Below are 26,697 nucleotides of genomic sequence, written 5' to 3'. Positions count from 1 at the left end.
TTGTTATTGGATTTGACCTTCGTGCCGCCGCGACCAAGCCGATAGGCGTGGCATTGGCTTGCCAGGCTGGCCTTGTGGACCGGCCCGTGTGCCGGAGTAGAGCGCCCGGCAAGGCGAAGGGGGCGAGCAGTATAGGAAGACCGTTGTAGGAGTTTTCACTGTATATATGCAGAAATTTGGCTAGAACTCTGGGGCCGCTACCCGCCCCAAAAATCGCCGGGGCACCATAGCAACATCGGCCGTTGAAGGAACCCACACCAAAGCCGCATAGCCCCTCACCACTTTCCTTCTTCTTACAAATTTTTCACCCTATCCACTCAACGTCTAAGCTTCAGACAAGCAAGACGAAAATACTTGGCCGGATAGAAGACTATGGGCGCACTGTGGCAATCGGAACCAAGCAGAACGGAAGCACCCGAGATACCTCCGGCCGAGACGCCACAACCCAAGTCCCCCCGTCAGCGTCGGCTATGGTGGCGGCTGATCATCCTCATCCTGCTGGTGGCACTGGTAGCCATAGGTGTTGCCGCGTATGACGAATTCCGTACCTCCGAACTGCAATCGCGCGAGTTCAGCAAACTGGCCGGTACACTGACCTATTCACTGCAACCCGGACCCAGCGATGCCATCATCTATCCCGGTGATGGGCCGTTCGACAAACGCCTGGGCTATAGCGCCCTGGGTGAATTCCTGCCACGCCTGCTCAAGCGCGACTACCTCATCAGCGAACAGGTGAAGTTCTCACCCGCATTGATGAACTACGTCGATCATGGGCTGTTCGCGCCCTATATCGAGAAAATCCAGGCCGGCCTGTCGATCACCGACTGCCGCGGCGACACGCTGTACCAGTACAACTACCCCCAGCACCTGTACCCGGACTTTGCAGCGATCCCTCCCGTGATGGTCAACAGCTTGCTGTTCATCGAAAACCGCGACCTGCTGGATACCCAGGACCCACGTAACAACCCGGCAGTGGACTGGCCACGCTTTGCCAAGGCCGCCTACAGCCAGGTCGCCAAGTACCTGGCCCTGCCCGGCCAGTCTGCCGGCGGCAGCACCCTGGCCACGCAGCTGGAGAAATATCGCCACTCACCCGACGGCCTGACGGTGTCGGGCGCAGAGAAAATCCGGCAGATGATTTCTGCCAGCGTGCGTGCCTACCAGGGCGGCCCCGACACCACCGAGGCACGCCAGCGCATCGTGCGTGACTACCTCAACAGCGTACCGCTGTCGGCTGTGCCTGGGCATGGTGAAGTACATGGCATGGCCGAGGGCCTGCGGGTGTGGTACGGCGCCGACTTCGACCAGGTCAACCAGGCCCTGAACGCCACCGCCACCGACCCCGAGAGCATGGCCGCACGCGGCCTGGCCCTGCGCCAGGTGCTGTCGCTGATGATTGCCCAACGCCGCCCCTCGCATTACTTGTCCAAGGGCCGGGTCGAGCTGGCCGAACTGACCGACGCGCACATCCGCGTGCTCGCCGCCAACAAGGTCATCGATCAGCCACTGGCCGATGCCGCGCTGGCCAGCAAGGCGGTGTACCGCGACTGGGTCGCGCAGCCGACCATCGTACCGATCATTACCAACAAGGGCATCAGCCTGGCACGCAACCGCCTGTCGGCCATGCTCAATCGCCCGCTGTACGACCTCGACCGCCTCGACCTGTCAGCCACCAGTACCTTGCAGGCCGACCTGCAGTTGCAGATCAGCCAGTACCTGAAAAACCTTGCCGACCCGGAGTTTGCCGCACAGATCGGCCTGATCGGCGAGCGGCTGCTCACTGCCAAGACCACCGACCAAGTGAGCTACAGCTTCACCTTGTTCGAACGCACCGCCGATGGCTCGCGGGTCCGGGTGCAGACCGACAGCACCAACCAGCCCTTCGACATCAACGAAGGCAGTAAGCTGGAGCTGGGCTCAACCGCCAAGCTGCGGGTACTGACCACCTACCTTGAAATTATCGCCGAGCTGCACGACAAGTACGCCGGCAAACCTGCCGCCGAGCTGAAGAAGGTCGAAGTGGCCGAACTCGACCGCATCACGCAATGGTCGCTGGAATGGCTGGCGCTGAACAGCAAGAACCAGAGCCTTGACGCCATGCTCGACGCCGCGCTCGAGCGCAAGTACTCGGCCAACACCGGCGAAGCGTTTTTCACCGGTGGCGGGATGCATGTATTCAACAACTTCCGCAAGGAAGACAACAACCGCAACCCGACACTCAAGGATGCACTGCGCGAGTCGATCAACCTGCCGTTCATCCGCCTGATGCGCGACCTGGTGCGCTACGTGACTTACCAGCAGCCGTACAACCGCGTGCCACTGCTCAAGGACGATGCCGACCCGCGCCGCCAGGAATACCTTGCGCGCTTTGCCGACAAGGAAGGCACCAACTACCTGATGCGCTTCTGGAAGAAGTACCAGCGTAAAACCTCGCAACAACGCCTGGACACCTTCCTCGACAGCATGCGCGTGACCCCGCAGCGGTTGGCGGCGGTACACCGCTACCTGTTCCCCGAGGCAGGCCAGGAAACCTTCAACGCCTTCGTGCGTGCCCACCTCAAGGGCGACAAGGCCGTGTTGGGCAAACTGACCGATGGCCGTCTGTCAGAGATGTACGCAGCTTACGGCCCCGGCAAGTACGACCTGCCTGATCAGGGTTACATCGCCAAGGTCCACCCGCTGGACCTGTGGCTGCTTGGCTACCTGCTGAAGAACCCAAGCTCGACACTGACCGAGATGATCAACGCCAGCCGTTTCGAACGCCAGGAGGTATACGGCTGGCTGTTCAAGAGCCGCTACCAGGGCGCCCGTGACAGCCGCATCCGCACCATGGTCGAAATCGAAGCCTTCCTCGACATCCACCAACGCTGGAAACGCGTGGGCTATCCATTCGACCACCTGGTGCCCTCATTGGCCACCGCCATCGGCAGCTCCGGCGACCGCCCTGCTGCCCTCTCCGAACTGGTCGGGATCATCCAGAACGACGGTGTTCGCCTGCCGACCCTGCGCATCGACACCCTGCACTTCGCAGCCAACACACCCTACGAGACCAAGTTGATCACAGACCCGGACCGGGGCGTGCGAATTCTGCCAGTCGAAGTGGCGCGTGCACTCAAAGGCGCCATGTCGCAAGTGGTCGATGCAGGTACCGCGCGGCGTATTTCCGGCAGCTTCAAGCTGCAGGACGGCACCCCACTGGTGATGGGCGGCAAGACCGGTACCGGCGACAACCGAATCGAGAGCTTTGGCGCCGGCGGCCGGCTGATCGGCTCGCGCTCGCTGAACCGCACCGCCACCTTCGTGTTCTTCCTCGGCGACAACCATTTCGGCACGCTGACCGCCTTCGTGCCGGGTCGCACGGCAGAAGCGTTCAAATTTACTTCGGCGCTGCCAGTGCAGGTGCTCAAGGGCATGGCACCGATCCTCATGCCATACCTGCAGCCGGGCAATCCGAATGAATGCAAGCCGCCACAGGTTGCCCTGCACACACCGCCACCGGCAGGGAACACATCGACGCAGTAGATGATAATCATCAGCATTTAAAGGCTTGTCTTTAGATATATCTTGAGTAATATCTTAAGATATATCGCAAACGACGGAGCCCTATCCTTATGCGCGAACATCCCCCTCATGATCCCTTCGAGCGGCGCCCCGCCCGTGGCGAGCGCGGCCCGCGTGTCTTCGCCCCGGGTGACCTCAAGCTGCTGATGCTGGACTTGCTGGCCGAGCAGCCCGGCCACGGTTACGACCTGATCCGCCAGATCGAAAATCTGTTCGACGGCAGCTACAGCCCAAGCCCTGGGGTGATCTACCCCACGCTGAACTTCCTCGAAGAGGCCGAACTGATCAGCGGCCAGGTACAAGGCAGCAAACGCCTCTACGCCATCACCGATGCCGGCCGCAGCGCCTTGGCGGATCAGGCAGTAGCCCTGGATGGCGTGCGCATGCGCATCGAGGTCAGCAAACGCGCCCTGCGCGGCCACGACCGCCCGCCAGAGATTCATGAAGCGGTCGGCAACCTGCGCCATGCACTGCACATGCACAGCGGCCGCTGGACAGTGGAAGAAATCGAACGGGTCCGTGACCTGCTCAACCATACCGCCAAGGCCATCGCCTCCGGGCCCACCGAACCTTTCAGGGAGACGCCCCATGAGTGACACCATTCACCGCGTAAACCACGAGATCCGCCAGCGCCGTCTGCAGGTGCTGCGGGTCACCGAGCTGACCCCGCGCATGCGCCGCATCACCCTGGGGGGTGCCGAGCTGCAAGGCTTTACCAGCATGGGCAGCGACGACCATATCAAGCTGCTGTTCGCCGAAACGCCGGAGCAACAACAGGCCATCGAGGCCCGCAACCTGGGCAAGGACGGTGGCGCGCGGCCCACCATGCGCGAGTACACACCACGGCGCATCGACCTGGTGGCACATGAGCTGGACATCGACTTCGTGCTGCACGGCGACGGCCCTGCCTCTACCTGGGCCGCGCAAGCCGCGCCCGGGCAAACCCTGGACATCGCAGGGCCACGGGCCTCGCTGGTGGTGCCGGATATTTTCGACAGCTACCTGCTGATCGGTGATGAAACTGCCATCCCGGCCATTGGCCGTCGGCTGGAGGAGTTGCCGGCGGGCCGCCAGGTGCTGGCAGTCATCCAGATCGAAGACGAGCACGAGCGCCAGCCGCTGCCAAGCAAGGCGCAGGTGGAAGTGATCTGGGTACGTCGCCAAGAGGAAGACTTGTTGGAACTGGTGCGGAACCTGAGCTTGCCGCAAGGCCGGCTGTATGCCTGGGTAGCGCTGGAAAAAGCCCTGACTCGCCAGGCCAAGGCGTTGTTGCTGGAGAAAGGGGTAAAGGAAGACGCGCTAAAGGCTGCAGCCTACTGGCGGGCCAACGGGACTGCCGACGACGAGTGATCGTGATTGCCTGATCTGCCGTCTTCGCGGGCAAGCCCGCTCCTACACTGATCGGGGATGGACACAACTCGGTGGTTGGGCACAAATCGGCGGTTGGGCACAAATCGGTGGTTGGACACAAATCGGCGGTTGGGCACAAATCGGCGGTTGGGCACAGGCCGTTGTAGGAGCGGGTTCACCCGCGAACACCGGCGCAGCCGGTGCCACGCAACGCGCCGCCTGCTTCGCGGGTATGCACCATCGATACGACCAAGCGCTTCAGCCCCGAGCACCTCAGAAAAGCTCGACCGCTCGCAGCGTACCTACAGGAGGCCGCGCCACGTTGTTGCTTACCAACGAAGGTCTCGCTGCCCCGCCAAGGCCTGCGGCCCAAGCCATTGGGCCCCACGCAACAATGGCGTCAACTGCGCTTCAGGCTGCAGCTGGAACACCACCTGCGCCTGGCGTCCTGCCAGGTCGGCATCCACGGCCAGTTGATGTTGCCCTTGCTGCGCCAACTGCCCGCGCAGGTGCCAGCCACTGCGGCAATCCATTTCCAGCCAGCCGTGCCCAAGGCCTAGGGACCAAGGGTCGCTCAGGGCAAGGTCGGTTACGATCACGCGGCCTTCACTGGCCTGGCATTGCCGCCCTGCCCCCTGCATCCTCAACACACCCTGCCACTGGCCGGCCAGGCGGTAATCCGTCGAGACCGTCGCCAAAGGCCCCTTGGCTGATGCCTCCAGCCGCCAACGCCAGGGCCAGCCTTCTGCACGCAACTGCCAGGCCTGCCCCTGGAACCCCACTTGCGCATTCGCCTGCAAGCGCCAGGGCTGCAGCGTCCAGCGCAAAGGCCCGACCGGCCCCCATTGTTGTGCCTGCCCTTGCCAGAGGTTTCCACCGACATCGCGTACCGGCAGGCCGAACGCACGCACCACCCAATTGGCCGGAAGCTCGATAAACAGCGTGAGCACGAATACCAGTAACACCCAGGCCATTGCTGCACTGCGGCTCATGGCTGCACCACCAGATCAAATCGCAAACCCTTGCCCTGCTGCTCCAGTCCCCATTGCAACGGCAGTGCGCCTTCTGCACGCAGGCTCTGCACCCAGCCTTGCAGCATGCGCTCATCGGCCACCTGCCCGCGCAGTTGCCAGGCCTTGCCTTGCGTATCGACTTCGGTCAGTTCAACCCCACGGGCCTGGGCCGACTGACGTAGCCGCTCCAGGTTCAAACCGGGCCCGCCTTGCAGGCTGGCCGCCTGTTCGGCCAGCACACGCCACTGGCCAAGCACGCGCCATTGCGCAACGCCTTCGCGCAGGGCCAGGAAGGCCAGCAGCAGGGCGATCAGTCCCCAGGCGAACGTGAAGCGATGACGCTGTAGCCAGTCCCGGTTCATGAGGCTGCTCCCAGGTCGAAGATCACTTGGCCTTCTTGAACCTGCACTGTGGCGCCAGCGGCAGCCGCCATATCACGCCATGGCGGCGCACTGCCCTCGCCCTCCAGGCGCAGGTGCCAACGCTGACCATCGAAGCGCACCGCTTGCAGGCGCAAGCCGGGGTTGGCACGCAGCCAGGTCTGCAAGCGAGCCTGCAGGTCGTCTAGCTGACGTGTACGCAGTTGCTGCTGCAGTACGCTCTCGCGCAGGCGCTTGAGGGCCTGTGCCGCGTGCCGAGGGCTGGCCTGCTCGCCGGTCACGGCAACGACCTGGTTGCGCCAGAGTTGCGCCTGACGCCATTGCTGGCTCACCCACAGGCCACCCCAAACGGTGGCCAGCACCAGGCAAGCTGCCAGCAGCCGCTGCTGCTGGCGGGAGGCCGCCGGCAACGAGCGCACCTTGCGGGCGCGCTCGAACAGGCCAGGCAATGTGGCGAGCGGCGCAAATACGGTTGGCCAATTGCCGTTCAGCGACGTCTTGTGCAGCCCTGCCCACGGTGGCTGCGGCACGCCACCCAAGGCATCAAGCCATGCCAGCCAGTGCTCCTGTCCGTCTTCGGCCAAGCCTTTGTAGAGGGACAGGCCGGGGGTGCGTTGCCATTGCCAGGCGCATCCTGGCTCGGGTGATGGCAGCAGCTGCAGCTCCGCCCAGCAACGCACCGTCTGCAAGCCCCATTCGGCACATTGGCCACGCCAGTCATCCAGCTGCTGACGCGCCACTACCAGCAGACGAAGGTACCCGGGTTCACGGGCCAGGCAGGCACAGGCCACCTCATGCGGGGCCTGCAGCAAGCGATCCTCAAGCAGCAAAGGCCACTCTTCGCGCTTGAGCCCGGGCGGGGCCGGCACGCGAAAATGGCTGCACGCCTCGGCAGGCAGGACCAGCGCAACATGGGCCTGCGGGTTGGCCGGTGGCTCGCCCTGCCCCTGGCTTTGCAAAATACCGTCCTGGACCAGCGCCCAATGCCAGACAGTACCCGGGCGCACCAGCAGCCACGCCTGGGCCGGCATACGCCGCCGCCATTCAAATTTCATGAGCGCCCCCATGGAAGGGCGAAGGTGCAGACATAGGAGGCTCCATCACGCAGCAGTTCCAGACGCACACCACGGCCTGGGTGCACCGGTTGGTCAGAAGGCCAGGCCAGCCAGCGGCCGCCCTGGTAGTACAGAACGTTCATGGCACTGACCTGGTCGAGTCGTTCGCGCTGTACCCAGTGCGGGGCGACGGCGGCGTACAAGTCCGCCGAGCTTTCCAGCAGCAGGCGTTGCTCGCGGGCCTCGAACCGCAGGCGCTGGCGTTGCAGGCGCGAGCCACCTTCGGCTGCCGGCAGGCCGGTGCTGGCGACCCACAGCAACTGGTTGCTGGCGGGCTGCCAGTCCAGCCAACGGCTGGCCAGCGGCAGACGCTGGTCATAGACACGGCGCAACACCGGGCTGTCGAAGCGCCGCTCCAGGGCCAGGCAAAAGTCCAGCACCGAGGTTTGCCGAGTGGTGTCCTGCAGGCGTTCGCGCACCTTCAGCCAGCCGTTGACCAGGGCGGCCAGCATGATGCCGAGCACGGCTGTCAGGGCCAGGGCGACCATCAGTTCGATCAGGGTCAGGCCGGTTTGGCGGTGTTTCATGGGCGCTCCAGAAACACGGTGTACTGGCCCAGTGGCAGGCGCTTATCGCGGTCGGCGAACAATTGCAGTTCGCCACGGCGCAGGTCTCGCACGCCAGTGCGGCGCAGTTGCAGTTGCCAGTGACACAATTGGCCACCTTGGCCGAGCTCGCCGGCTACCTGGTTTTTGGCAGGCCAGTACTGCTCGACGGCAAAGCGGGCTTGCAGCTCACGCGCGCACAGCAGGCCAAGGCGGTGCTGTTGCAGGTTGTCCTGAACGGCCAGCCGCTGGCGCAGCACCTGGCTGGTGATCACCGCCAGCACGGCAGCGATTGCCAGGGCTACGGTCACCTCCAGCAGAGTGAAACCACGCTGTGCTTGCTTCATGGCACGACCCACATGCCATCGGTGCGGCTCCAGGCCCATTGCTGACTGCCATCGGCCCAGCGCCAGCGCACACTACCCGCCTGCGCCCAGCCATGCGGCGTGAACAGCACGCGCGGTTGCGGGCTGGCCGGCCAGTCCGGGTGCAGGCCCTTGGGCCAGTCGCCGAGCGGGACCGCTTCGACCACCCAGGCATTGCCCTCGCGGCGGACGAACTCCGGGCGCTGGCCATTCCAGCGCAACCCGCGCAGTTGCCCCGCATGCCGGGCCAGCGCGGCCTGGCCGCGGACCTCGACCGCCAGCCGTTGCAGGGCCTGCTCGACACTGGCCTGGCCGTTGCCAAGGCCGGCCACCGCCAGCCCGGTCACCAGCCCGGCAATGGCCAGTACCACCAACAGTTCGATCAGGCTGAAGCCGCGCTGATGACGCACCGTTACAGCGCCCAGTTACCCAGGTCGGCATCCTGGCCTTCGCCACCCGGCAGGCCATCGGCACCCAGCGAGTACACATCGACCCGGCCATGTTCGCCGGGCATGCGGTACTGGTACGGGGTGCCCCACGGGTCCTCCGGCAGGCGACGCACGTAGCCATCACTGCGCCAGGCCCGAGGCACTGGCTCCTGAGCCGGCTTTTTCACCAGCGCGGCCAGGCCCTGTTCGCTGCTGGGGAAGCGCAGGTTGTCCAGCCGGTACATGTCCAGCGCCTGCTCCAGAGTGGCCAGGTCGGCCATCACCTTCTGCTTCATGGCCTTGTCCTGGTTGCCCAGCACGCTGGGCGCGACCACGGCGATCAGCAGGCCGATGATGAAGATCACCACCATGATCTCCATGAGGGTGAAGCCGCGTTGGCGGTTACGTCGATGCTGCATGGCAATACTCCTTGTCGTCACAATTGCAGGCCCTGGTTGAGTTGCATAATCGGCAGCAGCACCGCCAGCACGATGAACAGCACCACGGCGCCCATCACCAGGATCATCAGGGGTTCGAACAGCGCCATGGCGGTATCGACCTGGCGGGCAAAGCCGCGCTCCTGGTCGTCGGCCACGCGCTCGAGCATGTCCGCCAGGGTGCCGCTGGCCTCGCCGCTGCCGACCATGTTCACCAGCAGCGGCGGGAATTGCTGGCTGGCATCCAGCGCACGGTGCAGGCTGGTGCCGCCCTGCACGTGTTGGCGCACCTGCTCCATGGCCAGGCGGATACGCCGGTTGCCGATGGTTTCGGTGGCCACTTGCAAGGCTTCGAGCAGGGCCACGCCACTGCCACAGAGAATCGCCAGGCTGCGCGCCAGGCGCGCGCTCTCCAGCACCTGCAGCAGGTTGCCAATACGCGGCAGGCGCAGCAGCAGCTGGTCGCGACGCAGGCACCAGTGCGGTTTGCGCAACAACCAGCCAGCCAGCCCCCCGAGCAACAGCGCCACCCCTAACAACCACGGCCCGGCGTGCACCAGCCCCTGGCTCAGGCCGATCAGCAGCGAGGTGATCAGCGGCAGGCTTTGCCCGGCGTGGGCGAATTGCTCGGTGAGTTTGGGCACGACGAACGTCATCAGGCCCATCACCACGGCCAGCGACACACCCATCAGCACAGCGGGGTAGATCAGCGCTGTGCGGGCCTTGTGTTGCTGGCGTTGCACCTGCTCCAGGTGGTCGGCCAAGCGGGTCAGCACCTGGGCCAGGTGCCCGGAACGTTCGCCGGCCTCGACCAGCGCGCAGTACAGGCCAGTGAACGGTGCACCCTGCCGGGCCAGGCTGCGGGCCAGGCCCAGGCCTTCGGCCAGCGAGCCGCGCAAGGCCACCAGCACACTGTGCAAGGCGGGCTGACGCAGTTGCCGTTCAAGGGTGGCAAGGGCATCGACCAAGGGAATGCCGGCCCCGGTCAAGGTGGCCAGCTGACGGGTCAGCTCACACAGCTGGGCGCGGCTCAGGCGCTGGCGACGGGGTTGTCGGCTGCCGGCTTCATGACGCTGCAACTGGCGGGCGAACAGGCCCTGCTCGCGCAACAGCTGGCGGGCGTGGCGTTCACTGTCAGCCTGCACGCTGGCCTTGTGCGATTTGCCGGCGAGGTCAACGGCCTGGTAGCGATAGGTCGGCATGCCTTAGCCCTGCACCACGCGCAGCACTTCAGCCAGGCTGGTCTCGCCGCGGGCCAGGCAATCGCTGGCCATCGCCACCAGGCTCTGGCGCCGATCAGCCAGGTAATCCTGCATGGCCAGCTCACTGGCGCCGTCGTACAACAAGCCGATGAGCCCAGCGTCCAGTTCGATAAATTCGTACAGACCCAGTCGCCCGATATAACCGCTGCCCTGGCACTGCTCGCAGCCCACGGCGTGATAAGTGCTGTCCAGTGCCGCCAGCTCGGGCCACAGCTCGCGCTCGGCGGCCTGTAGCGGGTGCGCCACCGCACAGCCGCACAAACGCCGCACCAGGCGCTGGGCCAGGACGCCGCGTAGGCACGAGGCGATCAGGAAGGGCTCGATGCCCATGTCGCGCAGGCGGGTCACTGCGCCTACCGCGCTGTTGGTGTGCAAGGTCGACAGCACCAGGTGGCCGGTGAGGCTGGCCTGCACGGCGATCTGCGCAGTCTCCTGATCGCGGATTTCGCCGAGCATGATCACGTCAGGGTCCTGACGCAGGATGGCGCGCAGGCCACTGGCAAACGTCAGCCCGGCACGCGGGTTGATGGCGGTTTGGCCAATGCCGGCGATGGCGTACTCCACCGGATCCTCGACGGTGAGGATGTTGCGGCTGCCATCGTTGAGGCTGTTCAGGCTGGCGTACAGGGTCGTGGTCTTGCCCGAACCGGTCGGGCCGGTGGACAACACGATGCCGTTGGGCCGCGCCAGGCAACTGCGCAGGCCCTGCAATACCGCTGCCGGCATGCCCAGGTTATCCAGCGCCAGCAGGCTGGCCTGCTTGTCGAGCACGCGCATCACCACCCGCTCGCCGTGGATGCCGGGCAAGGTCGAGACCCGTACGTCCACTTCGCGCCCCGCCGCGCGCAAGGTGATGCGGCCGTCCTGGGGCTGACGCTTTTCAGCAATGTCCAGGCGGGCCATGACCTTGATCCGTGATACCAGCATGGCCGACAACGCACGTGGAGGGCGCAGCACCTCACGCAGGTGGCCATCGACCCGCAAACGCACCACCAGGCTCTGCTCGAAGGTCTCGATATGGATGTCCGAGGCGCGCAGCCGCAGCGCCTGGCCGAACAGGCCGTTGATCAGGCGGATCACCGGGGCTTCGTCGTCGCTTTCAAGCAGGTCTTCGATGCGCGGCATCTCGCTCATCAGGCTATCCAGGTCGACCTGGTCGCCAATGCCTTCGATCAGCGCTTCGGTGGCGGCATCGCCGGCCTGGTACAGCTGGCCAAGGCGCTCGTCGAACAGCGCAGGTTCCAGGTATTCGAGCAGGCTTGGCTGGCCATGCACACGCAGCAACTCCTGCAACTGGGCATTGTCGGCGTCGGGCCGCAGCCATAGCTGCCAGCCCTGCTCTGCCGGGGCCATGGCCACTCCGCTCTGCCGTGCCTGGCGATAGGGCAGCATCACCAGTCACCGCCTTCCAGGCGTGCGCGGCTGGCGGGGAATACCTGCAACAGCCGCGTGCCCTCTGCAAGGTCCGGCAATTGCAGCGGTGTGGTCTGCTGCAGGGTGCGGTACTTGTCTTCACTGAGGCCCGCCAGGCTCGGGCCGTCGCGCAGAATGCGCGGGCGGATGAACACCATCAGGTTCTGCTTGGCGTTCCTGGTGGCATCGGAGCGGAACAACCGGCCAAGATAAGGAATGTCGCCGAGCAGCGGCACACGCTGGTTGCTGGTACTCAACTCGTCGCTGATCAGGCCGCCAAGTATCACCAGGCCGTTGTCCTCGACCATGACCTTGGTCTTGATCTCGCGCTTGTTGGTGATCACGTCGCTGGCCGAGCTGGTGTCGGCAATCGACGACACCTCCTGAACGATGTCCAGGCGCACGCTGTTGTCGACATTGATCTGCGGCTTGATGCGCAGCTTCACCCCGACTTCCTTGCGCTCGATGGTCTGGTACGGGTTGGCGTTGTTCTGCGTCACGGAGCCGGTGACGAAGGGCACTTCCTGGCCAACCAGGATCGATGCCTCGGCGTTGTCCAGGGTCAGCAAGGTGGGCGTGGACAGCAGGTTGAAGCCGCTCTTGCCTTTCAGCGCGTTGATCAGCATGGCGAAGTTGAAGCCCCCGCCGAAATGGCCGATGCCCGCCGTGGCACCGGTGGTGGTGGACAACAGGTCACCCAGGGCCTCGTTGTCGCCACTCGCGGCGGCCCCGGCAATGCTGGCGATATTCACCCCGTTACTGCCGAAGTTGACGATACCGGCACCGAACTTCTCGTCGGCGAACAGCCACTGAACGCCCAGCTCCTGGGCGCTGCTGTCGGACACCTCGGCGATGATCGCTTCGACCACCACCTGGGCACGGCGAATGTCCAGTTGCTCGACAATGGCCCGGTACGCTGCCAGCTCGCTGTCGGGGCCGACCATGACCACGGCATTGGTCCCTTCTTCGTATTCCAGGCGGATACCCGGGCCACCGGAGGCTGGCATCACCGGCCGGTCCTTGCCCTCTGCCTCGCCCGCGCCTTCAGCCGGCACCGCCCCTTCCTGGCTGAGCCCTCGCAGCACCTTGACCACTTCACCGGCATTGGCATGACGCAGGTAGATCACCTGGGTGCTGCCGCTGCCCGGTGCCTCTTGAGGGCGGTCGAGCTGGCGCAGCAGGCTGGCGATGCGTTCGAGGTTGCTGCGCCAGTCAGTCACCACCAACTGGTGCGCCGCCGGGTACGGTGTAATCACCCCAACCCGCGGGTCGATCAGCGGTTTGAGGATGCCCAGTACCTGTTCGCTGGCGGCGTTGCGCACGCTGAATACGCGGGTGGCCACGCTGTCGCTGCCCTCGCCCTGCTGCCCGCCCGCCTCTACCGGCACCGGCTCCAGGCGCGCGGCCTGGTCGGGCACGATTTTCACGCTGCCGTTGGGCAGGTCGACGGTGGCATAGCCCTGGGCGCGCAGTTGGGCCAGGAAGATGTCGTAGATGGCGTCGGCGTCGTGCAGGTCGACAGTGCGCACGTTGACCTTGCCCTTGACCCGGGGGTCGACGATGAAGGTGGTGCCGGTGATACGCGACACGCTGTCGATGAACTCGCCGAGTTCGGTATCGACGAAATTCACTTCGTACATCGGCGTACCGTTGTCATCGAACACCGGCTCTTGGGCATAGGCCATGGACAAGGCCAGGCTCAGCGCAGCCGCCATGCAGTATCTAACAGGCATCGTTCATCCTTGCCGCTTGAAGCCGGTCACGGCGGGGCGTGGCGGCCAGGGCAGGCGCTCACGCCGCCCCTGGTTGTTGAAAATCAGGCCATCGCTGTCGATGTCCTGCAGCACGATCCCTGGCGCCAGGCGCTGACCGCGGGCCAGGGTGCGCACTTGCTCGCCGTAGCGCAGCACCACCACACTGGCGGCCAATGGCTGGGCCTTGAGGCCGCCGAGGTATTGCAGCGGCAGACGGGTAATGGTGATGGCGCCGTCGTCGGGCGGCGCCTGCCAGTGACCGACCATCAGCCCGGGCAGCAGGCTGTCGGCCACCGCAGACGCCGTGGCCGGGTGTGGCTGCCGGCTCAACTGCAGCACACACTGCGCAGACAACCAGCCGGCCAGGGTCAGGCCAGCGCCGGTGAGCAGACGCGAGGTGAGCATCACGAGGCCAACTGCCGTGGGTGCCAGCCTGGGTGCCCCTGCACGTAACGCACTTCGGGCAGTTGCAGCGGCGCCAGTTGCCAGTTGTCAGGCTGACGGGCCAGCCAGGCTTCGACCCGCTGCCACAGTGGCTCGCCGGCCTGGCTTTCGAATTGCAGGCCAAAGGTGCGGCACAGGCCCTGCACCGGCTCCAGCCCCGTGATGCGCTTGCCTTGTGGGCTGTAGCTGACGCTCCAGGCCTGGCCCTGCCAGCGCGGCAGGTCCTGGCTGTTGTCCAGCAGCAGCGGGTCACCGAACAATTGTTCAGCGGCGTTTTCCAGCACTTGTTCGACCTGCCTGGCCGGTGCCTCGACCACTGGCGCCGGGTAGCCACCGGTAAGGCTGATCAGGTGTTCGCGGGTAATGGGCGCCCCTGCTGCCACCGGGTAGTCATAACGCAGGCCCGGCAGCAACACGGGCATGCTGCTATCGTCGGCCAAGGCTTGATGCAGCAGGCGGTCCCAGCTGCCGCCACGGGTATCGCGGCGCCACAAGGCCTGGGGCGCGTGGGCCAGCGGCTGGTCGAGCCAGGCCGCGTGGCCGGCCCGTTGCTGGCGCAGTTGCGCCTGTAATTGCGCGACACGCAGCTGCGCGGCAGGCGCCAGTTGCTGTTCAAAGGCCGGGAAAAAACGCCCGTCGAACTGCCACTGGCCGGCCACACGCTGGCAGCGCAGGCGGAAGGCACCGCTGCCCCGGCAGCCGGCAAACAGCACCGGTACGCGGCGACCGCTGGCCTGGGTGACCTCGACCGGCGCGGGCCACAGGTCCTGACCACGGGCGCACAACAGCACGTCGATTTGCGGCACCCGTTCAGCCAGCCACAGGCCGGGGCCCGTGCCTGCATCGGCCATGGCCACCACCAGGTCAGCCTCGTGCCGGGCTTGTTCGAATACCGGCAGCAGAGACTGGTACCACTGTTTAAGTGAGGCTTTCTGATCCTGGGCGTACGGGTCGGTCACGCCGACCACTGCGATACGGGCACCGCCGCGCTCGAAAACGTGCAGGGCTTGCACACCCAGTGCCTGGCGTTGTGCGTCAGCCAGCCCGGCGCCGAGGGTAATGGCGCTGGCCTGGCGATACAGGCCCGTGCTGCGTTGTGGCCACAGCACACGCTCATCGCTGCTGACCCGCGCTTCGATGCCCAGCAGTTGGCTGCCTTGCACACCACTTTCGCCCTGGGTCAGGTACGCCAGGCCACTGCCATTCCAGCCCTGGCCGTTCTCCAGGGTCAGGCTGTTGCCCGCACCGGCCTCGCCACGCAGTTGTTCCAGCAACGCCGCGAGCACCGCATAACCGCCCAGTTGCGCTGTCGTTGCCTGGCTGGCATCCAGCAGCGGCGCCAGTTGCGGGTAGGCGATACTGGCACTGCGGCCAGTCATCCAGGGCGCGCGGCCCAAATGGCTGACCGGCCCCAACCGGGTAGCCGGTACCACCGCCTGGCCAGGCTGGCGGGCATCGAGGGTATCGGCGACGTACAGCAAGTCGAGCTGGGCGTTGCCGCCCTGCTGCCCTGGGAAGGCTGTGCAGGCGCCGAGCAGCGGTGCCAAGGCACCGATACCCATCCAGCCGATCACTTCGCGCCTGTGCACACTGCTCGCCATCGCATCCGCCATCCTTATCCACGTCCATTCAGGGACCCGGATGTTGCGGCGTTGGCATTACAGTTTGATGGCAGAAATCCGACAGCAATTCCAATTTGATCTGTAGACCACAAATCTAAGAACTGGCAGTTTTAAAAGCTCGTTAACATTTCTGCCAAGGAATCATCACACTTGCGCCTTAAAGTCGCGGTTTCCTCCAACTCAGCCAACACAAGGACACCCTGATGAGTCGAGATACCGGCGACAACCTGGACCGGAACCAAAGCGGCAACCTGCCGATGGCCAACGTCATGGACGCCTACCTGAGCCGCCGTAGCGTCATGCGCGGCAGCCTGGGCGCCGCCATCGCCATGATCGCCGGTACCGGCCTGACAGGCTGCTTCGACGGTGGTGGTTCCGATCACGATGATCCGGTCACCGAGCCCCCGGTGACCGAACCGCCAGTCACCGAGCCGGAAGTGCCGAAACTGGCACTGGGCTTTCAGTCCATCCCAGGCTCGCGCACCGACGCCTGTGTAGTCGCCGCCGGCTACAGCGCCTACGTGCTGGCGCCCTGGGGGACGCCACTGAACAGCAACGGCAACCCGTGGAAGTCCGACGGCAGCAACACCTCGACCGACCAGGCCAACGCCATGGGCATGCACCACGACGGCATGCACTTCTTCCCCATCAACGGCAGCTCGGAAGACGGCCTGCTGGCAATCAATTTCGAGTACATCGACACTGCCGCCCTGCACCCGGCCGGCCCCACTACCGATGTCAACGGCAAGCGCCCGGTTGAAGAAGTGCGCAAGGAAATCAACGCTCACGGTGCTGGCGTTGTACGCCTGCAGAAGATCAACGGCCGCTGGCAAGTGGTCGACAACGACCCGCTGAACCGTCGCTTCACCACGGCTTCACGCATGGAAATCACCGGCCCGCTGCGTGGCACCGACCACGTCAAGACCAAATACTCCACTGCTGGCACCCACTGCCGTGGCACCAACAACAACTGCGGCAACGGCTACACCCCGTGGGGCACCTACCTGACCTGCGAAGAGAACTGGCCGGGCATCTTCGTCAACAAGGGCACCCGCCCCGAGGACCAGCGCCGCATTGGCGTGGGCACCTCCAGCGGCCAGTACAAGTGGGAAACCGCTGCCGGTGACGCCAGCGAAGTGGACGACGAATTCGCCCGCTTCGACGTTACCGTCAAAGGCGCCAGCGCCACCGACGACTACCGCAACGAAGCCAGCACCTACGGTTACATCGTCGAGATCGACCCGTACAACAACAGCACCCTGGCCACCAAACGCACTGCGCTGGGCCGCTTCCGCCACGAGGGCTGCGCCCCCGGCCTGCCCGTCGCCGGCAAGCCGCTGGTGTGGTACATGGGTGACGACTCGAACAACGAGTACCTGTACAAGTGGGTGTCCACCGCCGTGTGGGACGCCGCTGATGCCAACCCGGCCGACCGCCTGGCCACCGGCGCCAAGTACCTCGACCAAGGCAAACTCTACGTGGCCCGCTTCAATGCCGACGGCACCGGCGTATGGCTGCTGCTGGACGTGGCCACCGCCACCACCGGCGGCAGCACCCTGGGCGCGCTGTATGGTGACCTGCCGGGCATCATCCTCAACACCCGTGGTGCTGGCGATGCCGTGGGCGCAACGCCGATGGACCGCCCGGAATGGACCACGGTCAACCCGCTGAACGGCGACGTATACCTGACCCTGACCAACAACAGTGCACGTACCCCGGACAAGGTCGATGCAGCGAACCCACGCGGCCCGAACCGACACGGCCACATCATTCGCTGGCACGACAGCGACGACCAACTGAGCTTTACCTGGGACATCTTCGTGTTCGGCGCCAACGCTGCCGGCACCGCCGACATCAACCGCTCCGGCCTGACCGAACTGAACCAGTTCGCCAGCCCCGACGGCATGAGCTTCGATAGCCGCGGCGTGCTGTGGTTTGAGACCGACAACGGCGAAACCACCTTGACCGACTACACCAACGACCAGTTGCTGGCGGTGATCCCTACCGACCTGGTGGATGCCAGCGGCAAGCAGGTGCCGGTGAACGCACAGAACCAGGTGGACCTGCGGCGCTTCTTTGTCGGGCCAAATGGTTGCGAGGTGACCGGGATTACCTTTACCCCGGACAACAAGACGCTGTTCGTCAACATTCAACACCCGGACAACTGGCCGTATACCGACAAGGCGACCGATGCGACGCCGGCTGGGGCTACCGTACGGCCGCGGGCTTCGACGGTGGTGATTCAGCGGATCGATGGCGGTGAGATCGGCACCGCCTGACCTGCGGTAACACAGCCAGCCTTGTGCTGGCTGTGCAGGCCTCTTCGCGGGTGAGCCCGCGCCTACCAGGGATCGCGTATTTCGTGGAGCGGCCTTATGTTGCGATGGGCTGCACCGCAATCAGCAAACGTTCTCTTTCCACTTCGCTCGGAAGCCGCATACACAGTGGCGTGTCCAAGCGACCTGATAAATCTGCCAGTAGACATCAACATGCGCGTAGAAAATCATTAGGCCACCTACCACTCCACGGATCACGCATATGCGCTCAACCAAGTGGCTGTCAAACAGGAAAAATTTCTTCTTCCAAGTCGACCATTTGGCTTGTGAAGTCGGTGACAGCCCACGTCAATTGTTACGGGGCAATGGTATCGCTTTAGCAGAGTTAGACGCCCCCACACAGGCAGGCCTGATCCTACAGTCTGACCATGCAAATACTGCTTTGCGCATCGTTCCTGAAGGCTTGCCACAGAACTATACACCCTATGGTTTTCTTCACACGCTGCCCGCTTCACAACTTGTCGCGTATAGCGGGCAACGACTTGATCAGATGCTGCACTGTTACCCACTTGGCAATGGGCACCGATTCTACAGCCCCACGTTGAGGCGATTTATCCAACCTGACACTCAGTCTCCATTTCGTAAAGGTGGGACCAACGGATACAGCTATTGTCAGAACGACCCCATCAATCGTAATGACCCGACTGGACAGTTTTGGGAGTGGTTCAGCCGAAGCGTGCAGCGAGGAGTGAGTCGAGCAGTGAACTGGGTGGTCGGTCAGCTTCCACGCATTTCTGTAGTCAGACCACTTTTAAGTACCAGTAACGGCAACAGCACCGTTCAACATCTTGATCCGAGAATCAATTTGTATAGGGCAGGACAAACCCCGCCACCCAACGCGCCCCACGTTACCCTAGAGATCAATGGAATCGAGACCATTGCGCACGGGGCAAGGGAAATTTTCAGGAGGTCAAATGATCTAGCCGAATTCTGGGGAACTATGATGACCCGTTACGAAAATGGTGCCATATCAGGTGGGCTCGGTTATGGAATATATCTTGCGAGTCACAGCGCCGTTGGCGCAGCAAGTATACCTGTCGGTTTTGCCGCCGGTACATTAACTTACGCCTATCTCGAGCGCAACGTGTACAGAGATATGGCATTACAATTACGAACCGGAACTGATCAAATGCCCCATTATCCTTATAGTCGTTATCGTTATGACTCGGAATAGTGGAAAAGTTTGGAAGACGGTGTGAGCTTGTGCAGCGCTTTCCAAGCGTGTATCGCACCACCATCAGCCGCACGACGAGTTGAGGAGAAGGGCGGCCGCGGGCCTCTACCGCGGAGCGATGGTGGTGAGATCGGCACTGCCTGATCTGCGGTAACCTACCAGGCTATAGGCTCTCTACTACGCACCCGCACCTGCTGTGCCGGCACCCGGGCATGCCATTGCACCACCCCCAGCGCCTCCACCTGGAACTCGCTGCGCATCACCCGCCCCTCTTCCTCGAACGACAGCTGCAACAGAAAATGCCCGCTGTTGAGCAGCAGCCCTTCGCTCAACCGTTCGAACGTTTCGTCATCCACCGCCCCCAGCGCCTGACGCAGTGCAGCCGCGTCCACATACCCCGACGCCGGCCTGCCGCTGACAATGCGGCTGAGCAACGAACGCGAGTAACGCCCTTCATACAGCGCCTCCAGCAGGGGCAGATGCTCCAACCCCAGCGCATTGGCGTTGAGCCGCCAACCCGTGGTCTGGGGCAAGGCGCACAGCATCGGGTAACGCGCCTGGCGGTTGGCGTCCGGCTCCAGCAACAGGTTCAGCTCGCTGGTGTCGAGCATCGGCTGGTCAGCCGCCAGCCGTGGCGGTTGCTGACGCAGGTACTGGGCGCTCTCGGCGCCCTGCAGGCGGGCATCACTGTCGGCATCGAGCCAGTCGGCCAGGGCATCGACCAGGCGTTCGGCCGCCATGTCATTGCCCAGCAAATAACGCAACTGGCGCTCGGCGCGTTCGCCATCGGCCCCCAGCAACGCATTGACGTTGAAGCAGGTGTGCTGGTCGCGTACCCGCAACTGCGCCTGGCCAGCGCCAAAATCGTAGTTAAGCGGCTGCCCGCGCAAGGCTTGCCAGAACAGCGGACTGAGCCGCCAGGCGGGATCACGCAGGGCCTGCCCGGCATAGGCCAGGCCGGCCTGCTCCATGGCCCGCACCTGCACTCGCTGGTGCAACAGGCGCACTTCGTCGACCTGACGCCGGCCATCTTCCACCAGCCAGGCCATGCCCGCCGCCAGCATTGCCAGCACCACCATCACCATCAACAGGGCCGCACCCTGCTGTTGCCTTCCACCCATCGGTGCGTGCCTCGCTTGCGGAATAAAAACGCCAGTCAACACGCGGGGTGTTTCAGGTAGATGGCAGTGCCCGTTCGTCATGTGCTCGTCATCTAGGCAAGGCAGGATTGCCCTTCCTTTTCATGACCTTACAGGAGTGGTCGCTATGGGTGGCATTGGAATCTGGCAACTGGTGATCGTACTGCTGATCGTGTTCTTGCTGTTTGGTACCAAGCGCCTGAAGGGGCTGGGTAGCGATGTGGGCGAGGCGATCCAGGGTTTTCGCAAGTCCATGGGTGGTGACAATGACGCCAGCGCCGCTGACCAGGCGCACGTGCAGCAACAGTGCCCGCTGAACGGCCAAGTTGCCCAGCAATCTCAAGCGGACCGCCAGGCCTGATGTTCGAGGTAGGCTTCAGCGAGTTGCTGCTGATCGGCGTCGTCGCGCTGTTGGTGCTGGGCCCCGAGCGCCTGCCGGTGGCAGCCCGCACCCTCGGCCGCGGCCTGGGCCAGGCGCGCCGGGCCATGCACGCCTTGCGCACGCAGGTGGAGCGCGAAATCGAGATGCCCAACCTCGACCAGGCACCTCTGCAACGCCTGGAACAGGAGATCCGCCAGGGCATCAGCCTGAACGTGGAACCGGCCAATGATGCGGCCACGGCCGTGCTGCCCAAGGAAAATGCTTCATGAGTATTGCCATGGACCCTGCCGCGAGCATGCCCCTGACCGAACACCTGCGCGACCTGCGCAAACGCCTGGTGCGTTGCCTGGCGCTGGTGGCCTTGGTGTTCGCCGGCCTGTTCCCCTTTGCCCAGACGCTGTACACGCTCATATCCGAGCCGCTACGGCGCTTTTTGCCGGAAGGCGCGAGCATGATCGCCACCAGCGTCACCTCGCCCTTTCTGGCACCGTTCAAGCTGACCGCGATGTGCGCCCTGTTCCTGGCCATGCCGCTGCTGCTGCATCAGGCCTGGGGCTTTCTGGCGCCGGGGCTGTACCGCCGTGAACGGCGCATTGCCCTGCCGCTGCTGGTATCGAGCATCGTTTTGTTCTATGCCGGCATGGCGTTCGCGTTCTTTCTGGTGTTCCCGATGATGTTCGGTTTCTTTGCCAGTGTGACGCCGGACGGCGTGGCGATGATGACCGATATCAGCCAGTACCTGGACTTTATCCTGGCGCTGTTTCTGGCCTTCGGGCTGGCGTTCGAGATCCCGGTGGCGACGTTCATCGTGGTCTGGGCAGGGTTGGCCGATGTGGCCACATTGCGGCGCAGCAGGCCCTACGTGGTCGTCGGGTGCTTTGTGGTGGGGATGATCCTGACACCGCCGGATGTGTTTTCGCAGACGATGCTGGCAGTGCCGATGTGGGTGCTGTTCGAGGTGGGGTTGCTGGCTTGTGGAATGTTGAAGCGGCCGGAGCCAGGCAAGGAGATTGTGGCTGGATTGTAGAGCCCTTTCGCGGGCACGCCCGCTCCCACAGGGATATCACAGGTTCTGAAGATTGTGATATCCCTGTGGGAGCGGGCGTGCCCGCGAATAGCCGTGATGCGTTCTAGAACTCGGCGAGCCGCCAGACTTCATAGGCTGGCGTCTCGTACGGGTGGCTCTGCTTGAGCGCAGCGACGACCTGGGCCACCAGCTCGTCAGCCACCACCAGCTCCACCTTCCACTCTTCCACCACCTCGACCTGGCCGGTTTGCCCGAGGAACGGCTGGCTGCCGTCCAACGGGCGGAACTGGCCCTGGCCAAGGGTTTGCCAGGCGCAGTGCTCATAGTCACCGATGCGCCCGCCGCCAGCGGCGAACACAGCGGCCTTGACCACTTCGACATGGCTGGCGGGGACGAAGAAGGCGAGCTTGTACACGCCTTAGTTCACCCACACCCGCGCGTTGCGGAACATACGCATCAGCGCGGCATCTTCCTGCCACTCGTCCGGGCGCCAGGAGTTTTGCACAGCGCGGAACACACGCTCCGGGTGCGGCATCATGATAGTCACGCGGCCGTCGCGGCTGGTCAGGCCAGTGATACCACGCGGCGAGCCGTTCGGGTTGGCCGGGTAGGCTTCGGTGACCTTGCCGTGGTTGTCGACGTAGCGCAGGGCCACGCAACCGGATACGTCAGCGGCCAGCAGTGCTTCTTCGCTGGCGAACTCGGCATGGCCTTCGCCGTGGGCAATGGCGATCGGCATGCGCGAACCGGCCATGCCCTGCAGGAAGATCGAGTTGGACTTCTGCACTTCGACCATGGCCACGCGGGCCTCGAACTGCTCCGAGCGGTTGCGCACGAAGTGCGGCCAGTACTCGGTGCCCGGGATCAGCTCGTGCAGGTTGGACATCATCTGGCAACCGTTGCACACGCCCAGGGCGAAGCTGTCGGTACGCTCGAAGAAGGCCTGGAAGGCGTCACGGGCACGGGCGTTGAACAGCGCCGACTTGGCCCAGCCTTCGCCAGCGCCCAGCACGTCACCGTAAGAGAAGCCGCCACAGGCGACCAGGCCCTTGAAGGCTTCGAAGTCGACACGGCCAGCGAGAATATCGCTCATGTGCACGTCGATGGCGGCGAAGCCGGCGCGGTCGAAGGCAGCAGCCATCTCGACCTGGCCGTTGACGCCCTGCTCGCGCAGGATGGCCACTTGCGGGCGCACGCCTTTCTTGATGTAAGGCGCCGCGATGTCGTCGTTGACGTCGAAGCCCAGCTTCACCGACAGGCCCGGGTTGTCTTCCTCGAGCAGCAGGTCGAACTCCTGGTCTGCGCAGTCGGCGTTGTCGCGCAGGCGCTGGATCTGGTAGCTGGTTTCAGCCCACTGGCGCTGCAGCATGCGACGGTCATCGTCGAACAGCACTTCGCCGTTCAGGCTGATGGTCACTTCAGCGTTGTTGACTGGCTTGCCGATCACCGCGACGCACTCTTCACCCAGGCCAGCAGCGCTGAACTGAGCCAGCACGTCCGGGGTAGCATCCTGGCGAACCTGGATCACCGCACCCAGCTCTTCGTTGAAGAGGATGGCCGGCACTTCGCCCTTGCTGTCGGTCAGCGGGTCGAGTTGCAGGTCGAGGCCGCAGTGGCCGGCGAAGGCCATTTCCAGCACGGTGGTAACCAGGCCGCCGTCGGAACGGTCGTGGTAGGCCAGCAGGTGGCCGTCGGCGTTCAGGCCCTGGATCACGGCGAAGAAGGCCTTGAGGTCTTCGGCGTCGTCGACGTCCGGTGCCTGGGCAGCGATCTTGCCGTAGGTCTGGGCCAGGATCGAGGCGCCCATGCGGTTCTTGCCGCGGCCCAGGTCGATCAGGATCAGGTCGGTCTCGCCCTTGTCCATGCGCAGTTGCGGGGTCAGGGTCTTACGGATGTCGGTGACCGGGGCGAAGCCGGTGATGATAAGCGACATCGGCGAGGTGACGCTCTTCTCGACGCCCTCGTCGCTCCACTTGGTCTTCATCGACATCGAGTCTTTGCCGACCGGAATGGTGATGCCCAGCTCCGGGCACAGCTCCATGCCGACAGCCTTCACGGTGTCGTACAGGCGTGCGTCTTCACCTGGGTGACCAGCAGCGGACATCCAGTTGGCCGACAGTTTGATGTCGGACAGCTTTTCGATGCGCGAAGCCGCCAGGTTGGTCAGGGTTTCGCCGATGGCCATGCGGCCGGACGCCGGGGCATCCAGCAGCGCCAGCGGCGTACGCTCGCCCATGGCCATGGCTTCACCGGTGTAGACGTCGAAGCTGGTGGCGGTAACGGCGCAGTCAGCCACCGGAACCTGCCACGGGCCGACCATCTGGTCGCGGGCAACCAGGCCGGTGATGGTGCGGTCGCCAATGGTGATCAGGAAGCTCTTGCTGGCCACGGCCGGGTGGTTCAGCACGCGCTGGACGGCGCTGTCCAGGTCCAGTTCGCTCGGGTCGAAGTCATCGCCCAGCTCGGCTTCGCGGGTAACCGAACGGTGCATGCGCGGCGGCTTGCCCAGCAGCACGTCCAGCGGCATGTCCACCGGGGTATTGCCGAAGTGGCTGTCGCTGACGGTCAGGTGCGGTTCCTCAGTGGCTTCACCGACCACGGCAAACGGGCAACGCTCGCGCTCGCAGATGGCCTTGAAGCGCTCGAAGTCGACCGCGCTGACGGCCAGCACGTAACGCTCTTGCGATTCGTTGCTCCAGATTTCGTGCGGGGCCATGCCCGGCTCGTCGTTGGGCACGTTGCGCAGCTCGAAGCGGCCACCGCGGCCACCGTCGTTGACCAGCTCAGGGAAGGCGTTGGAAATACCGCCAGCGCCCACGTCGTGGATGAAGGCGATCGGGTTGTTGTCGCCCAGCTGCCAGCAACGGTCGATGACCTCCTGGCAACGGCGCTCCATTTCCGGGTTTTCACGCTGTACCGAAGCGAAATCCAGGTCAGCCGAACTGGCACCGGTAGCCACCGACGAAGCAGCGCCGCCGCCCAGGCCGATCAGCATGGCCGGGCCACCGAGCACGATCAGCTTGGCGCCGACAGTGATTTCACCCTTCTGCACGTGGTCTTCACGGATGTTGCCCATACCGCCGGCGAGCATGATCGGCTTGTGGTAGCCGCGCACTTCTTCACCGTGCGGGGTGCTGATGGCTTGCTCGAAGGTACGGAAGTAACCGGTCAGGGCCGGGCGGCCGAATTCGTTGTTGAACGCAGCGCCGCCAAGAGGGCCTTCGATCATGATGTCGAGGGCGTCGACGATACGCTCGGGCTTGCCATAGGCCTGCTCCCAAGGCTGTTCGAAGCCCGGAATGCGCAGGTTGGACACGGTGAAGCCGGTCAGGCCGGCCTTGGGCTTGGCGCCACGGCCGGTCGCACCTTCGTCGCGGATTTCGCCACCGGAGCCGGTGGAGGCGCCGGAGAACGGGGCGATGGCGGTCGGGTGGTTGTGCGTTTCCACCTTCATCAGGATGTGCACCGGCTCCTGCACCGCGCCGTACTGGCGGGTTTCAGGGTTCGGGAAGAAGCGGCCGGCAACGTTGCCGACGATCACCGAGGCGTTGTCCTTGTACGCCGACAGCACACCTTCGTTGTGCATCTGGTAGGTGTTCTTGATCATGCCGAACAGGCTTTTTTCCTGGGCCTGGCCGTCGATATCCCAACTGGCGTTGAAGATCTTGTGGCGGCAGTGCTCGGAGTTGGCCTGGGCGAACATCATCAGTTCGATGTCGTTCGGGTTGCGCTTGAGGCCTTGGAAGGCATTGACCAGGTAGTCGATCTCGTCTTCGGCCAGGGCCAGGCCCAGGTCGATGTTGGCCTTGGCCAGGGCATCGCGACCGCCGGAAAGGATGTCCACCGAGGTCATAGGCTTGGGCTGGGCGTGGCTGAACAGGTCAGCGGCCTGCTCCAGCTGGCTGAGCACACGCTGGGTCATGCGGTCGTGCAGTTCGGCGGCGATCAGGGCGGCGTCAGCGTCGCTCAGGGTGCCGGCCACGTAGTAGGCGATGCCGCGCTCCAGGCGCTGGATCGACTGCAGGCCGCAGTTGTGGGCGATGTCGCTGGCCTTGCTGGCCCATGGCGAAATGGTGCCCAGGCGCGGTACCACCAGGAACAGACGACCCGTCGGCTCCTGTACCGGCACGCTCGGGCCGTACTTGAGCAGACGGCCCAGCACCTGCTGCTGGTCGGCGGTCAGCTCGCCGTCAACATCGGCGAAGTGGGCAAATTCGGCATACAAACCAGTAACAGCGGGGACTTTCTGGCTCAGTTGCTCGAGTAATTTACCGTGGCGAAAGGCAGAAAGGGCAGGAGCGCCGCGCAGGATCAACATCGTCGGGACAGCCTCAGGAAGGGGTGTGCTTAGAGGCCGTGCATTCTAGCCTAATTCGATGGCTTTCGGCACCTGCTCTAAGCCACGCCTGCCGGGCGGCGGAACCGGACTTCGGGGTCAGTTTTCAGCGGTGTCCGGCTTGAGACGAGATCGAGCGGCGCCGGGTGTCCGGTTCGACACATTCAGCGCCAGGGAGATCGAGCGCCGCAGGTGTCCGCCTTAAGACATTCTGCGCCTGGGAGATCGAGCGCCGCAGGTGTCCGCCTTAAGATATTCTGCGCCTGGGAGATCGAGCGCCGCAGGTGTCCGCCTTAAGACATTCTGCGCCTGTGAGATCGAGCGCCGCCGGGTGTCCGGCTTGAGACATTCAGCGCCTGGGAGATCGAGCGCCGCAGGTGTCCGCCTCGACACATTCTGCGCCTGTGAGATCGAGCGCCGCAGGTGTCCGCCTTAAGACATTCTGCGCCTGTGAGATCGAGCGCCGCAGGTGTCCGCCTTAAGACATTCTGCGCCTGTGAGATCGAGCGCCGCCCGCGCGGCGCTTCGCGGGTAAACCCGCTCCTACGTTTGTTTCGGGCCAATTATGCCTGTGGGATTTGCGCGCGAACGCCTTGGTGCCTATATCGATATCG

The 26,697-nt window shown here is 64.2% G+C and carries 23 protein-coding genes; 8 read left to right on the top strand and 15 right to left on the bottom strand.

What is annotated here, in order from left to right; translation table 11 throughout:
• Positions 1–372 precede the first annotated feature (372 nt).
• The 3 genes from KW568_RS05740 to KW568_RS05730 all read left to right on the top strand — a co-directional run bounded on the left by KW568_RS05740 (position 373) and on the right by KW568_RS05730 (position 4,911).
• Positions 373–3,522 (top strand): transglycosylase domain-containing protein, encoded by a 3,150-nt coding sequence (locus tag KW568_RS05740; protein ID WP_004575670.1) that lies wholly within the window; start codon positions 373–375, stop codon positions 3,520–3,522.
• A gap of 89 nt (positions 3,523–3,611) precedes the next feature.
• Positions 3,612–4,157, top strand: a complete 546-nt coding sequence (locus tag KW568_RS05735) for a PadR family transcriptional regulator (RefSeq protein ID WP_003254989.1) — start codon at positions 3,612–3,614, stop codon at positions 4,155–4,157.
• Positions 4,150–4,911: a siderophore-interacting protein gene (locus KW568_RS05730; RefSeq protein WP_004575671.1), complete on the top strand. Its 762-nt coding sequence runs from the start codon at positions 4,150–4,152 to the stop codon at positions 4,909–4,911. The genes KW568_RS05735 and KW568_RS05730 overlap by 8 nt, the downstream gene beginning before the upstream one ends.
• A gap of 329 nt (positions 4,912–5,240) precedes the next feature.
• Here KW568_RS05730 and KW568_RS05725 read toward each other — a convergent pair whose 3' ends face one another.
• From KW568_RS05725 to KW568_RS05670, 12 genes are read right to left on the bottom strand one after another with little or no spacing between them, the layout of a single operon-like run.
• Entirely contained in the window at positions 5,241–5,903 is a 663-nt protein-coding gene (locus KW568_RS05725; protein WP_004575672.1) for a hypothetical protein, read from the bottom strand.
• Positions 5,900–6,286, bottom strand: coding sequence for a type II secretion system protein GspM (gspM, locus tag KW568_RS05720; protein ID WP_003254992.1), 387 nt, complete (start codon positions 6,284–6,286; stop codon positions 5,900–5,902). The genes KW568_RS05725 and gspM overlap by 4 nt, the downstream gene beginning before the upstream one ends.
• Complete coding sequence (locus KW568_RS05715; RefSeq protein WP_004575673.1) at positions 6,283–7,359, bottom strand: type II secretion system protein GspL; 1,077 nt, start codon at positions 7,357–7,359, stop codon at positions 6,283–6,285. Before KW568_RS05715 ends, gspM begins: the two co-directional genes overlap by 4 nt.
• The gene (locus KW568_RS05710; RefSeq protein WP_004575674.1) at positions 7,356–7,946 is read right to left on the bottom strand and encodes a type II secretion system protein; all 591 of its coding nucleotides are present in this window, start codon (positions 7,944–7,946) and stop codon (positions 7,356–7,358) included. Before KW568_RS05710 ends, KW568_RS05715 begins: the two co-directional genes overlap by 4 nt.
• Entirely contained in the window at positions 7,943–8,311 is a 369-nt protein-coding gene (locus KW568_RS05705) for a type II secretion system protein GspI (protein ID WP_004575675.1), read from the bottom strand. Before KW568_RS05705 ends, KW568_RS05710 begins: the two co-directional genes overlap by 4 nt.
• Positions 8,308–8,739 (bottom strand): type II secretion system minor pseudopilin GspH, encoded by a 432-nt coding sequence (gene gspH, locus KW568_RS05700; RefSeq protein ID WP_004575676.1) that lies wholly within the window; start codon positions 8,737–8,739, stop codon positions 8,308–8,310. The genes KW568_RS05705 and gspH overlap by 4 nt, the downstream gene beginning before the upstream one ends.
• Positions 8,740–8,741: 2 nt before the next feature.
• The gene (gene gspG, locus KW568_RS05695; protein ID WP_004575677.1) at positions 8,742–9,176 is read right to left on the bottom strand and encodes a type II secretion system major pseudopilin GspG; all 435 of its coding nucleotides are present in this window, start codon (positions 9,174–9,176) and stop codon (positions 8,742–8,744) included.
• A gap of 17 nt (positions 9,177–9,193) precedes the next feature.
• Positions 9,194–10,396 carry a type II secretion system inner membrane protein GspF gene (gene gspF, locus KW568_RS05690; RefSeq protein WP_004575678.1) on the bottom strand — a complete coding sequence of 401 codons (1,203 nt, stop codon included), beginning with the start codon at positions 10,394–10,396 and terminating at the stop codon, positions 9,194–9,196.
• 3 nt (positions 10,397–10,399) lie between these two features.
• Positions 10,400–11,848 carry a GspE/PulE family protein gene (locus KW568_RS05685; RefSeq protein ID WP_004575679.1) on the bottom strand — a complete coding sequence of 483 codons (1,449 nt, stop codon included), beginning with the start codon at positions 11,846–11,848 and terminating at the stop codon, positions 10,400–10,402.
• A complete protein-coding gene (gene gspD / locus KW568_RS05680) occupies positions 11,848–13,584 on the bottom strand; it encodes a type II secretion system secretin GspD (RefSeq protein WP_004575680.1) in 1,737 nt (578 codons plus the stop codon). The genes KW568_RS05685 and gspD overlap by 1 nt, the downstream gene beginning before the upstream one ends.
• Before the next feature lie 21 nt (positions 13,585–13,605).
• Positions 13,606–14,028, bottom strand: a complete 423-nt coding sequence (locus KW568_RS05675; RefSeq protein WP_003255004.1) for a hypothetical protein — start codon at positions 14,026–14,028, stop codon at positions 13,606–13,608.
• Complete coding sequence (locus KW568_RS05670; protein ID WP_004575681.1) at positions 14,028–15,668, bottom strand: hypothetical protein; 1,641 nt, start codon at positions 15,666–15,668, stop codon at positions 14,028–14,030. The genes KW568_RS05675 and KW568_RS05670 overlap by 1 nt, the downstream gene beginning before the upstream one ends.
• Positions 15,669–15,892: 224 nt before the next feature.
• Here KW568_RS05670 and KW568_RS05665 point away from each other — a divergent pair, with 224 nt between their 5' ends.
• Both KW568_RS05665 and KW568_RS05660 read left to right on the top strand, forming a co-directional pair.
• Positions 15,893–17,968: a PhoX family phosphatase gene (locus KW568_RS05665; RefSeq protein WP_004575682.1), complete on the top strand. Its 2,076-nt coding sequence runs from the start codon at positions 15,893–15,895 to the stop codon at positions 17,966–17,968.
• 259 nt (positions 17,969–18,227) lie between these two features.
• Complete coding sequence (locus KW568_RS05660; protein WP_004575683.1) at positions 18,228–19,199, top strand: RHS repeat-associated core domain-containing protein; 972 nt, start codon at positions 18,228–18,230, stop codon at positions 19,197–19,199.
• A 155-nt stretch (positions 19,200–19,354) separates the two neighbouring features.
• Here KW568_RS05660 and gspK read toward each other — a convergent pair whose 3' ends face one another.
• Positions 19,355–20,320, bottom strand: a complete 966-nt coding sequence (gene gspK, locus KW568_RS05655; RefSeq protein WP_004575684.1) for a type II secretion system minor pseudopilin GspK — start codon at positions 20,318–20,320, stop codon at positions 19,355–19,357.
• 145 nt (positions 20,321–20,465) lie between these two features.
• Between gspK and tatA the strand changes: the two genes are divergently transcribed.
• Genes tatA through tatC form a run of 3 tightly spaced genes read left to right on the top strand, consistent with a single transcriptional unit; the run spans position 20,466 to position 21,747 of the window.
• On the top strand, positions 20,466–20,699 hold the full coding sequence (gene tatA, locus KW568_RS05650) for a twin-arginine translocase TatA/TatE family subunit (RefSeq protein WP_003255011.1): 234 nt from the start codon (positions 20,466–20,468) through the stop codon (positions 20,697–20,699).
• The gene (tatB, locus tag KW568_RS05645; RefSeq protein WP_004575685.1) at positions 20,699–20,989 is read left to right on the top strand and encodes a Sec-independent protein translocase protein TatB; all 291 of its coding nucleotides are present in this window, start codon (positions 20,699–20,701) and stop codon (positions 20,987–20,989) included. The genes tatA and tatB overlap by 1 nt, the downstream gene beginning before the upstream one ends.
• Entirely contained in the window at positions 20,986–21,747 is a 762-nt protein-coding gene (tatC, locus tag KW568_RS05640) for a twin-arginine translocase subunit TatC (protein WP_003255015.1), read from the top strand. Before tatB ends, tatC begins: the two co-directional genes overlap by 4 nt.
• Before the next feature lie 103 nt (positions 21,748–21,850).
• Here the strand turns inward: tatC and KW568_RS05635 are convergent, their stop codons facing one another.
• Together KW568_RS05635 and purL are read right to left on the bottom strand one after the other, a co-directional pair.
• Positions 21,851–22,162 (bottom strand): NIF3 1, encoded by a 312-nt coding sequence (locus tag KW568_RS05635; protein WP_003255016.1) that lies wholly within the window; start codon positions 22,160–22,162, stop codon positions 21,851–21,853.
• Positions 22,163–22,165: 3 nt separating this feature from the next.
• Positions 22,166–26,065 carry a phosphoribosylformylglycinamidine synthase gene (purL, locus tag KW568_RS05630; RefSeq protein WP_004575686.1) on the bottom strand — a complete coding sequence of 1,300 codons (3,900 nt, stop codon included), beginning with the start codon at positions 26,063–26,065 and terminating at the stop codon, positions 22,166–22,168.
• Between the last annotated feature and the right edge of the window lie 632 nt (positions 26,066–26,697).

Origin of the sequence: Pseudomonas sp. HD6515, assembly GCF_024971855.1 — a bacterium.
GTDB lineage: Bacteria > Pseudomonadota > Gammaproteobacteria > Pseudomonadales > Pseudomonadaceae > Aquipseudomonas > Aquipseudomonas alloputida.
This window is presented reverse-complemented; position numbering and strand designations above follow the sequence as displayed.

Coding starts and splice junctions, on each gene's coding strand:
- tatC (WP_003255015.1), top strand. CDS start 20,986: ATGAGTATTGCCATGGACCCTGCCGCGAGCATGCCCCTGACCGAACAC.
- KW568_RS05675 (WP_003255004.1), bottom strand. CDS start 14,028: ATGCTCACCTCGCGTCTGCTCACCGGCGCTGGCCTGACCCTGGCCGGC.
- KW568_RS05670 (WP_004575681.1), bottom strand. CDS start 15,668: ATGGCGAGCAGTGTGCACAGGCGCGAAGTGATCGGCTGGATGGGTATC.
- gspK (WP_004575684.1), bottom strand. CDS start 20,320: ATGGGTGGAAGGCAACAGCAGGGTGCGGCCCTGTTGATGGTGATGGTG.
- KW568_RS05660 (WP_004575683.1), top strand. CDS start 18,228: ATGCGCTCAACCAAGTGGCTGTCAAACAGGAAAAATTTCTTCTTCCAA.
- KW568_RS05710 (WP_004575674.1), bottom strand. CDS start 7,946: ATGAAACACCGCCAAACCGGCCTGACCCTGATCGAACTGATGGTCGCC.
- tatA (WP_003255011.1), top strand. CDS start 20,466: ATGGGTGGCATTGGAATCTGGCAACTGGTGATCGTACTGCTGATCGTG.
- KW568_RS05685 (WP_004575679.1), bottom strand. CDS start 11,848: ATGCTGCCCTATCGCCAGGCACGGCAGAGCGGAGTGGCCATGGCCCCG.
- KW568_RS05715 (WP_004575673.1), bottom strand. CDS start 7,359: ATGAAATTTGAATGGCGGCGGCGTATGCCGGCCCAGGCGTGGCTGCTG.
- gspG (WP_004575677.1), bottom strand. CDS start 9,176: ATGCAGCATCGACGTAACCGCCAACGCGGCTTCACCCTCATGGAGATC.
- gspM (WP_003254992.1), bottom strand. CDS start 6,286: ATGAACCGGGACTGGCTACAGCGTCATCGCTTCACGTTCGCCTGGGGA.
- tatB (WP_004575685.1), top strand. CDS start 20,699: ATGTTCGAGGTAGGCTTCAGCGAGTTGCTGCTGATCGGCGTCGTCGCG.
- KW568_RS05740 (WP_004575670.1), top strand. CDS start 373: ATGGGCGCACTGTGGCAATCGGAACCAAGCAGAACGGAAGCACCCGAG.
- KW568_RS05730 (WP_004575671.1), top strand. CDS start 4,150: ATGAGTGACACCATTCACCGCGTAAACCACGAGATCCGCCAGCGCCGT.
- gspF (WP_004575678.1), bottom strand. CDS start 10,396: ATGCCGACCTATCGCTACCAGGCCGTTGACCTCGCCGGCAAATCGCAC.
- KW568_RS05665 (WP_004575682.1), top strand. CDS start 15,893: ATGAGTCGAGATACCGGCGACAACCTGGACCGGAACCAAAGCGGCAAC.
- KW568_RS05735 (WP_003254989.1), top strand. CDS start 3,612: ATGCGCGAACATCCCCCTCATGATCCCTTCGAGCGGCGCCCCGCCCGT.
- KW568_RS05705 (WP_004575675.1), bottom strand. CDS start 8,311: ATGAAGCAAGCACAGCGTGGTTTCACTCTGCTGGAGGTGACCGTAGCC.
- gspD (WP_004575680.1), bottom strand. CDS start 13,584: ATGGCGGCTGCGCTGAGCCTGGCCTTGTCCATGGCCTATGCCCAAGAG.
- KW568_RS05725 (WP_004575672.1), bottom strand. CDS start 5,903: ATGAGCCGCAGTGCAGCAATGGCCTGGGTGTTACTGGTATTCGTGCTC.
- purL (WP_004575686.1), bottom strand. CDS start 26,065: ATGTTGATCCTGCGCGGCGCTCCTGCCCTTTCTGCCTTTCGCCACGGT.